Source organism: Streptomyces sp. CRN 30 (assembly GCF_034105845.1).
The window spans coordinates 1-8,679 of the sequence record NZ_JAVRHI010000165.1; the positions used below are offsets into that span (position 1 = coordinate 1).

The 8,679-nt window shown below is 71.4% G+C and carries 9 protein-coding genes and 1 riboswitch; of the genes, 3 read left to right on the forward strand and 6 right to left on the reverse strand.

Annotation, left to right across the window (positions count from 1 at the left end; genetic code table 11):
• Nucleotides 1-435: 435 nt before the first annotated feature.
• The 3 genes from UW392_RS16290 to thrC form a co-directional block, all read right to left on the reverse strand.
• Nucleotides 436-639, reverse strand: coding sequence for a cold-shock protein (locus UW392_RS16290; protein WP_037653356.1), 204 nt, complete (start codon nucleotides 637-639; stop codon nucleotides 436-438).
• 442 nt (nucleotides 640-1,081) lie between these two features.
• The gene (locus UW392_RS16295) at nucleotides 1,082-1,357 is read right to left on the reverse strand and encodes a MoaD/ThiS family protein (RefSeq protein ID WP_320775726.1); all 276 of its coding nucleotides are present in this window, start codon (nucleotides 1,355-1,357) and stop codon (nucleotides 1,082-1,084) included.
• A 78-nt stretch (nucleotides 1,358-1,435) separates the two neighbouring features.
• Complete coding sequence (gene thrC, locus UW392_RS16300; RefSeq protein ID WP_320775727.1) at nucleotides 1,436-2,737, reverse strand: threonine synthase; 1,302 nt, start codon at nucleotides 2,735-2,737, stop codon at nucleotides 1,436-1,438.
• Nucleotides 2,738-2,754: 17 nt separating this feature from the next.
• Nucleotides 2,755-2,930: riboswitch (SAM riboswitch) on the reverse strand.
• Nucleotides 2,931-3,088: 158 nt separating this feature from the next.
• Here thrC and UW392_RS16305 point away from each other — a divergent pair.
• Together UW392_RS16305 and UW392_RS16310 are read left to right on the forward strand one after the other, a co-directional pair.
• Entirely contained in the window at nucleotides 3,089-4,045 is a 957-nt protein-coding gene (locus UW392_RS16305) for a glucosyl-3-phosphoglycerate synthase (RefSeq protein ID WP_320775728.1), read from the forward strand.
• A gap of 79 nt (nucleotides 4,046-4,124) precedes the next feature.
• Nucleotides 4,125-5,564: a trehalose-6-phosphate synthase gene (locus UW392_RS16310; protein WP_320775729.1), complete on the forward strand. Its 1,440-nt coding sequence runs from the start codon at nucleotides 4,125-4,127 to the stop codon at nucleotides 5,562-5,564.
• A gap of 56 nt (nucleotides 5,565-5,620) precedes the next feature.
• Here UW392_RS16310 and otsB read toward each other — a convergent pair whose 3' ends face one another.
• The 3 genes from otsB to UW392_RS16325 are packed head-to-tail and all read right to left on the reverse strand — an operon-like array spanning nucleotide 5,621 to nucleotide 8,184.
• Nucleotides 5,621-6,520, reverse strand: a complete 900-nt coding sequence (gene otsB / locus UW392_RS16315) for a trehalose-phosphatase (RefSeq protein WP_320775730.1) — start codon at nucleotides 6,518-6,520, stop codon at nucleotides 5,621-5,623.
• A 53-nt stretch (nucleotides 6,521-6,573) separates the two neighbouring features.
• Complete coding sequence (locus UW392_RS16320; protein WP_320775731.1) at nucleotides 6,574-6,840, reverse strand: DUF3263 domain-containing protein; 267 nt, start codon at nucleotides 6,838-6,840, stop codon at nucleotides 6,574-6,576.
• 42 nt (nucleotides 6,841-6,882) lie between these two features.
• Nucleotides 6,883-8,184, reverse strand: coding sequence for an extracellular solute-binding protein (locus UW392_RS16325; protein ID WP_320775732.1), 1,302 nt, complete (start codon nucleotides 8,182-8,184; stop codon nucleotides 6,883-6,885).
• 110 nt (nucleotides 8,185-8,294) lie between these two features.
• On the opposite strand from UW392_RS16325, the gene UW392_RS16330 reads away from it, so the two are divergent.
• A partial coding sequence (locus UW392_RS16330; protein ID WP_320775733.1) for an ROK family protein occupies nucleotides 8,295-8,679 on the forward strand: 385 nt, incomplete at its 3' end.

Here is an 8,679-nt window from a genome sequence, read left to right on the forward strand (position 1 = left end):
GAGCTGGTTCATGCCGCGCTCGAGGCCGCGCCGCGCCTCCTCGTCGAACGCGATGATCTTGGCCATGTGAAGTGGTCCCTCCAGGACTGGGGGTGATTCCTTCGGACCGCGCCCGCGCCCGCGACGGACGGCTCGCCGGCCTCGTGGTTCCTTGCCCCACCCGGCCTGCGGGCCTCACCGACCCGGTCCTTCGTTGTCACTCTCACCTTCAGAGTGCTAACGCAATGATTAGCACTCGACCCATGAGAGTGCAAGGTGCTTCCGTACGGCGGGGTCGTCGGACGGGCACCTCCGGGGCGTCCGCGAGCGGCCTCCCGGAGCGGCTCCGGGCAGGACGAAGGGCCCGTACCCCCGGTGCCCCGTGGGATACGAGCCCTTCGAAGACGAACGCAGAACGCCCAGGCGAGGACGTCGCTACGATGCGGCCGGCGCGCTTCAGACGGCCACGCGGACCATGTCCGCCTGCGGCCCCTTCTGGCCCTGCGAGATCTCGAACTCGACCCGCTGCCCCTCTTCCAGAGTGCGGTAACCGTCCATCTGGATCGCGCTGTAGTGGACGAATACATCCGCACCACCGTCGACCGCGATGAAGCCGTACCCCTTCTCCGCGTTGAACCACTTGACGGTGCCCTGAGCCATGCCTAACTCCCCTATTACTGGCCCTTGCGCAGATCCGCACTTCGCGGATCCGGGTCAGACCTCACCCCCCAACGGTTGGGGGTGTGCGCCGGAACGCGTCGACCGCGGCTGAATGTATCTGCCCAACTGCCGTCTGCAACAGGTCAATCGGACGAGAATTCTGGACACCGGCGGTCGGTAATGTACGGAGAATTCCCTCGAATGCAGGGCAAGTCGGGCCTGACAAAGGGAACAAAACACGCAAAAGCCCTGCACACTTTGGCTGCATCGCGTCGGGCAGGAACCCGGGAACTCATATGCGCCGACTCCGCATCTCATGTGAGAAACGAACCGGGTTCCCCAACTGTACCGTGCTCAACCATGCAGAATTGCCCCCTCCGTTTCTCTTACGGAAGGGGCAATTCCGGAAACTCTCGGTCACCCGAGTTACCAGTGATAATGATCAGCCGCCGGCGACGGCCGGAATGATCGAAACGCCCGCCCCGTCGGGGGTCGCCGTCTCCAGGCCCTGCTCGAAACGGACGTCGTCGTCGTTGACGTACACGTTCACGAAACGGCGCAGCTTGCCCTGGTCGTCCAGGACGCGGGCGCCGATGCCCGTGTGGTTCTTCTCCAGGTCGGCGAGGACCTCGGCGAGCGTCGTTCCCTCGGCGCTCACCTCCGCCTTGCCGCCGGTGTAGGTGCGCAGGATCGTGGGGATGCGGACGGTGACGCTCATGGGTGGAACCTCCTGAAGCTGGTGGGGCGGCGCCCCCGAGGGCGCGAAGTCGTGTGAAGGGGCGGCCGGGCGGAGCGGCTACGCGAGACCGGCCTCGTGGAACGCGTCGAGGCTGGGGCGGATCGTCGCGGTGAGCCCGGTGTCGGCCACCGCGTCCAGCGTCTTGAGGCCGTCGCCGGTGTTGAGGACGACGGTCGTCTTCTCCGGGTCGAGCAGACCGCTCTTGATCAGCTTGCGGGTGACACCGACGGTCACCCCGCCCGCCGTCTCGGCGAAGATGCCCTCGGTGCGTGCGAGCAGCTTGATCGCGTCCACGATCTCCGCGTCGTCCACGTCCTCCACCGCACCGCCCGTACGGCGCGCGATGTCGAGGACGTAGGGGCCGTCGGCCGGGTTGCCGATGGCGAGCGACTTGGCGATGGTGTCCGGCTTCTGCGGACGGACGACGTCGTGGCCGTCCTTGTAGGCCACCGACACCGGCGAGCAGCCCTCGGCCTGCGCGCCGAAGATCCTGTACGGCCGGTCCTCGACGAGCCCGAGCCTGATGAGCTCCTGCAGCCCCTTGTCGATCTTCGTGAGCTGGGAGCCGGAGGCGATCGGGACGACGATCTGGTCGGGGAGCTTCCAGCCGAGCTGCTCGCAGATCTCGTACGCCAGCGTCTTGGAGCCCTCGGCGTAGTACGGCCGCAGGTTGACGTTGACGAAGCCCCAGCCCTCGCCCGCCGGGTCGCCGATGAGCTCGGAGCAGAAGCGGTTGACGTCGTCGTAGTTGCCCTCGATGCCGACGAGGTCACCGCCGTAGACGGCGGCCATGACGACCTTGCCCTGCTCCAGGTCGTGCGGGATGAACACGCAGGAGCGGAAGCCGGCCCGGGCGGCGGCCGCGCCGACGGCGCCGGCCAGGTTGCCCGTGGAGGAGCAGGAGAGGGTGGTGAAGCCGAAGGCGCGCGCGGCCTCCAGGGCCTGGGCGACGACCCGGTCCTTGAAGGAGTGGGTCGGGTTGCCGGAGTCGTCCTTCACGTAGAGCCCACCGGTCACACCGAGCTCACGGGCCAGATTGTCGGCCTTGACGAGCTTGGTCCAGCCGGGGTTGAGGTTCGGCTTCCCGGCTACGTCGGCCGGGACGGGCAGCAGGGGCGCGTAACGCCAGATGTTCGCGGGGCCGGACTCGATGCGCCGGCGCAGTTCCTCGGTGTCGTACGCGGAGAAGTCGTAGGCGATCTCCAGCGGTCCGAAGCATTCCTCGCAGGCGAAGACCGGGCCGAGCGGGACGCGGTGGCCGCACTCGCGACAGGACAGCGCGGCGGCGGGGCCGAGATCCACGGGGGAGGGGGTGGTGACACCGGATTCGGTGGTGCTTGCAACTGTCTGCGCAGCCATGGAGGCGAGGCCCTTTCTCCTCATCTTCCTCACGACGCACTTCGCCGTGAGACGGATTTGGCACCTTCCCTAGCCGGGAGCCCCGCGGAGTCGATCAACAGTCGCCAATGACCGTCAGTGATCGCTACGAGAGCCGGCTGGAGGGTTGCCGGGGCTTCAACGGGCCGTGTCCCTCTGCCCCTCTGGATGAGCGGTATTCGGTTGTGAACAGCGGTGACCCCCGACATGCGATGGTCATCCGCGTTGTTCAAGACTGTAACCGACGGCCAGGACAGTTGAGGGAGTCGTCCGCACCGCGAGATGGATCACACGTACGTCCTGTGTGATCGAAAAAGGGAGGAGCCGCAGGCTGTGCTGGAAGAAGTCGAGCGCTGGCTGAGCACCCGCTCCTGGTCCGTGAACGACCGCCCGCTGCACCGGGTCATGGCCGCGAAACGGGCCACGGGCCAGTCGGTCAGTGTCGTCCTGCCCGCGCTCAACGAGGAGGCGACGGTCGGCGGGATCGTCGCCGCGATCCGCCGTGACCTCGTGGAGCGCACCCCGCTCGTCGACGAGATCGTCGTCGTCGACTCGGGGTCGACCGACCGCACCTCGGAGGTGGCCGCCGCGGCGGGCGCGAGAGTCGTCCACCGCGACGCGATCCTGCCCCGGCTGCCGGCCGTGCCCGGCAAGGGCGAGGTGCTGTGGCGCTCCCTGCTCGTCACCCACGGGGACATCGTCTGTTTCGTCGACGCGGACCTCAGGGAGTTCTCGTCCGACTTCGTCCTGGGCATCGTGGGCCCGCTGCTCACCGACCCCGGCGTCGACCTGGTCAAGGCGATGTACGACCGGCCGCTCACCTCCTCCGCCGGCCTTCCGGCCGGGCAGGGCGGCCGGGTCACCGAGCTGATGGCCCGCCCGCTGCTCAACATGCACTGGCCGCAGCTCGCGGGCTTCGTCCAGCCGCTCGGCGGCGAGTACGCGGCCCGCCGCTCGCTCCTGGAGCGGCTGCCGTTCCCGGTCGGGTACGGCGTGGAGCTGGGCATGCTGGTCGACGCGCTGCACCTGGTGGGCCTGGACGCCCTCGCCCAGGTCGACGTGGGTGTCCGCCTCCACCGCCACCAGGACGGGCAGGCGCTCGGCCGGATGGCCGCCGCGATCTACCGCACGGCCCAGCTGCGGCTGGCCCGCGGCCACCTCGTCCGCCCCGCGCTCACCCAGTTCGAGCGGGGCGAGGACGGCTTCGAGCCGCGCACCTACTCGGTGGACACCGAGGAGCGGCCGCCGATGGCGGAGATCGAGGAGTACGCGGCGCGCAGAGCGGCGTAGGCGGCGGGCCGCCGTGGAGGGGATGTATACGGATGAGACATACGTTTGAGTCTTCCGGCCTCGGGCTAGGTTGAGGCGTATGGCTTCCGCAGCAACCTCCACCGGCGCCCGCGTCCTCGTCGCGTCCAACCGCGGCCCCGTCTCGTACACGCTCGACGAGTCGGGCGACCTCTCCGCCAGACGTGGCGGCGGCGGCCTGGTGTCCGGCCTGTCGGCGATCGGCCCGGACGCCGACGCCGTATGGGTGTGCGCGGCACTGGGCGACGGCGACCGCGAGGCGGTACGGCGCACCGGCGGCGCCCTGTCCCCCGACGACACCGGCGGTCAGCGCGTCCGCATGCTGGACATCGCCGCCGACGTGCACGCCGACGCGTACAACGGCGTCGCCAACTCGGTGCTCTGGTTCATCCACCACATGCTGTACCAGACGCCGCTGGAACCGGTCTTCGACGGCGAGTTCCGGCGGCAGTGGGCCTCGTACGAGGCGTACAACCGCGCGTTCGCCGAGGCGCTCGCCGAGGAGGCGGGCGAGGGCGCGTCGGTGCTCGTGCAGGACTACCACCTGGTGCTGGTGCCCCGGATGCTCCGCGAGCTCCGCCCCGACCTGCGCATCGGGCACTTCTCGCACACGCCGTGGGCCCCGCCGGAGTACTTCCGGCTGCTGCCCGACGACATCGCGGCGCAGGTACTCAGCGGCATCCTCGGCGCGGACCGGGCGGCGTTCCTCACCCAGCGGTGGGCGGACGCGTTCACGGAGTGCTGCCACGCGGTGCTCGGGCCCGGTATCCCCTCGGGCACGCGCATCGGGGTGCACGGACTGGGCGCCGACGCGGACTTCCTGCGCGGGCGTGCGCACGAGACGGACGTGGACGAGCGGATCGCGGCGCTCCGGGAGCAGATCGGCACGGCGCCGGACGGCAGCCCGCGGAAGACGGTCGTCCGGGTGGACCGGACCGAGCTGTCCAAGAACATCGTGCGCGGGCTGCTGGCGTACCGGCACCTGCTGGAGACCAGGCCCCAGTGGCGCGAGCGGGTGGTGCACGTGGCGTTCGCGTACCCGTCCCGCCAGGACCTCGCCGTCTACCGCGACTACACCGCCGAGGTGCAGCGCGTGGCCGACGAGATCAACTCCCAGTACGCGACGCCGGGCTGGACCCCGGTGGTGCTGCACGTCCAGGACGACTTCGCGCGCTCGCTCGCCTCGTACCGGCTGGCGGACGTGGCGCTGGTCAACCCCATCCGGGACGGCATGAACCTGGTCGCCAAGGAGGTGCCGGTCGTCTCCGACGCGGGCTGCGCGCTGGTGCTGTCGCGGGAGGCGGGCGCGTTCGAGGAGCTGGGCGAGGACGCGGTCGTGGTGAACCCGTACGACATCATCGGCACGGCCGACGCGCTGCACACCGCGCTGACCCTCCCGGAGGACGAGCGCGCCGAGCGCAGCAAGCGGCTGGCCGCCGCGGCGACCGCGCTGCCCCCGGCGAAGTGGTTCCTGGACCAGTTGCACGCGCTGGAGGGCTGAGGGAGGGCCGGACCCCGGCCCTCACCCCGCCCCCTCTCCCGTTCGGCCGTCGGCCGTCAGCCGATCGCGTCGGCCAGCGTCCGCAGCAGTCGTACGACGTCCGCGGGGCCGTCCACCACCAGGTCGGCGCGCTTCTCCAGTTCGCTGACCTCGTTGCTGCCGCTGCACACCAGCAGGCCGGCCGTGCCCTCGGCGCGCAGCGCGTCGACCGCGGCGAAGGCGGGCAGGTCACCGAGGTCGTCGCCGGCGTACAGCACCGCTTCGGCGCCCGTCTCGCGCACGTACTCCCGCAGGGCGACGCCCTTGTCCACGCCCGGCGGGCGCAGCTCCAGGACCAGCCGGCCGGGCTCCACGACGAGACCGTGCCGGGCCGCGAGGGCGGCCAGGGGCTCCCGCAGGGCGTCGAAGGCGGCCTGCGGGTCGGTGGCGCGACGGGTGTGGACGGCGACCGCCCGGCCCTTCTCCTCGATCCACGTGCCCCGCCAGGCGCCGGCCCGGTCCAGCTCGCCGGGCAGCTCGGCGCGGACCGCGGCCACCCCGGGGTGCGCGGCGGGGGCGGTGACGGTGCCGGTGACGGCGTCCCAGCGCTCGGCGCCGTAGTGCCCGAGGACGACCAGGTGCTCCAGCCCCGCGACGCCCGCGAAGCCGCCGTTGCGCACCGCGACACCGGCCGGGCGGCCCGTGATCACGGCGACGGAGGCGAGCTTCGGGGCGAGGGCCGCGAGGACGGGGACGGCGTCGGGGTGCGCCCTGGCCTGCTCGGGGTCGGCGACGATCGGCGCGAGGGTGCCGTCGAAGTCGAGCGCGACGACCGCCCGGTCCGGCCGGGCGAGCAGCGCGTCCAGCCCGGCGCGGCCGGCCGCCGTCGCGGGCGCCGGCAGCGGGTCGTCGTGGTCCGGGAAGTTCGGGGAGTTCGGGGGGTCCAGGGGGTCGGTGGAGTCGGTGTGGGTGCCCATACGGGCACTCCTATCCACGCACGGCCGCCCGTACCCCGAGAGCCCGTGTCATCTCACCGCTCCGCGCGCCGGGCGTCCCGTACGCGGCGGAGCCGGTTGACCGTCACCGGGTCGTGCTCCAGGGCGCGGCGGTCGTCGAGCAGGGCGTTGAGCAGCTGGTAGTAGCGCACCGGCGCCAGGCCCAGCTGCTCGCGTATCGCCCGCTCCTTGGCGCCGGGGCCCTCGAAGCCGCGGCGCTCCAGGGCGAGGACGGCCCGTTCCCGCGCGCCGAGTCCCGGCGCGGGCCCGTCCGCGCCGGCGTCGTCAGCCATGTCAGCCATGTCAGCAACCGTAGCCCTCGGCACCGACAGCGCCCCTCACGGTCAGGCCGCGCTCTCCGCCTTCAGCGCCACCTGCTGCAGCTCCTCCAGGACCTCCCGCGGGCTGCCGTCCGGTGCCACGGCCTCGCCGATCCGCTGCTTGACCGCGGCGCTCACCTCGGCCCAGGAGGTCTTGCCGACGGGGTAGAGCTCGCTCTCGGGGAGCTCGTCGAGGAACGGGGCGAGGAGGGCGTCCCGCTCGGTGCCGGACATGACCTCGGAGGCGGACGTGGTCACCGGCAGCATGTCGTACGTGCGGGCGAACTCGAGCACGTTCTCCTCGTCGTAGACGAAGTCGAGGAACGCGCCGATCTCCTTCTGGTGATCGTTGTGCTTGAAGGCCATCATCCAGTCCGCGACGCCCAGCGTGCCGCCGGACCGGCCGCTCGCGCCCGGCATGGGCACCGTGCCGAGCTCCAGGCCCTGGTCGGCGGCGGTCCGCAGCAGCGTGGGCAGGCCGTTGACCATGCCGACGTCACCGCGCGTGAACGCGGCCGTCGCGTCGGCGCGGTTCAGCTTCGCGGGCGCCGTCGGCCCGGTCAGCCCCTTCTCCACGAGCTCTTCCTTCAGCCAGGTCAGCGTCTCCACGTTGCGTGCGGAGTCGAAGGCGTAGGAGCCCACGTCGTCGATGTAGCCGGAGCCGCCGCTCAGCAGCCACTGCATCGTCTCGGCCTGCGCCTCCTCCGGCCCCAGCGGCAGCGCGTACGGCGTCTCGACGCCGGCGTCCTTCAGCGCGGCCGCGTCCTCGGCCAGGTCCTCCCAGGTCTCGGGCGCGGAGTCGATCCCGGCGGCGGCGAACAGCTCCTTGTTGTAGAAGAGCACCCGGGTCGAGGCGGCGAACGGCAGCCCGTACTGGAGCCGGTTCACCGTCCCCGCGTCGCTGAGCTGCGGCAGGAAGTCGGCCTGCACGGGGACGGAGAGCAGTTCCCCCGCCTGGTACAGCAGCCCCTTGGCGGCGTAGTCGGCGTACGCGCCGCCCTGGGCGATGTCGGGCGCCTCACCCGCGTCCACCATCTCCCGCACCTTGGCGTCGACGTCGCTCCACGAGTACACGCTGACGTCGATCCGTACGCCGGGGTGTTCCTTCTCGTACCGCTGGGCCAGGTCGTCCCAGTACTTCTGCGAGCTGTTCGCCTCCGAGTCGCCGTAGTCGGCGGCGACCAGCTTGAGGGTCACGTCACCGTCCTCGGCGGACCCGGCGGACCCGGAGCTCCCGCAGCCGCCGAGGGCCACCGCCGTACCCAGCGCGGAGACCACCGCGACCGTTCCTGTCCAACGTCGCTGCACCGCTGTTCCGCCCCACATCTCGCTGTCTCGTCGATCGGTCCGTTGTTGACACGATGTCTGTTGACACACTGTCTACTACATGAGAGTGGACTAGACCTCTTCAGGGTCGACGCGCCACACTGTCCCCCGTGAGACATGTCATCGCCCTCGACGTGGGCGGCACCGGGATGAAGGCCGCCCTGGCGGGGGCCGACGGCGAGCTGCTCCACCAGGCCCGCCGGGCCACCGGACGCGAACGCGGCCCGGACGCCGTGGTCGCCTCGGTCCTCGACTTCGCCGCCGAGCTGCGCGCGTACGGCGAGCGCCGCTTCGGCGAGCCCGCGGCGGCGGCCGGGATCGCCGTGCCCGGCATCGTCGACACCGCGCGCGGCACCGCCGTCTACGCGGCCAACCTCGGCTGGCGCGACGTCCCCCTGCGCGCCCTGCTCCGCGAGCGGCTGGACGGCGTCCCGGTCGCCCTCGGCCACGACGTGCGCACCGGCGGGCTCGCCGAGGGGCGCGTCGGCGCGGGCC

Excerpts from the sequence above, each read along its gene's own strand:
- UW392_RS16290 (WP_037653356.1), bottom strand. The coding sequence starts at position 639 with ATGGCTCAGGGCACCGTCAAGTGGTTCAACGCGGAGAAGGGGTACGGC.
- UW392_RS16295 (WP_320775726.1), bottom strand. The coding sequence starts at position 1,357 with ATGAGCGTCACCGTCCGCATCCCCACGATCCTGCGCACCTACACCGGC.
- thrC (WP_320775727.1), bottom strand. The coding sequence starts at position 2,737 with ATGGCTGCGCAGACAGTTGCAAGCACCACCGAATCCGGTGTCACCACC.
- UW392_RS16310 (WP_320775729.1), top strand. The coding sequence starts at position 4,125 with ATGGCTTCCGCAGCAACCTCCACCGGCGCCCGCGTCCTCGTCGCGTCC.
- otsB (WP_320775730.1), bottom strand. The coding sequence starts at position 6,520 with ATGGGCACCCACACCGACTCCACCGACCCCCTGGACCCCCCGAACTCC.
- UW392_RS16320 (WP_320775731.1), bottom strand. The coding sequence starts at position 6,840 with ATGGCTGACATGGCTGACGACGCCGGCGCGGACGGGCCCGCGCCGGGA.
- UW392_RS16325 (WP_320775732.1), bottom strand. The coding sequence starts at position 8,184 with ATGTGGGGCGGAACAGCGGTGCAGCGACGTTGGACAGGAACGGTCGCG.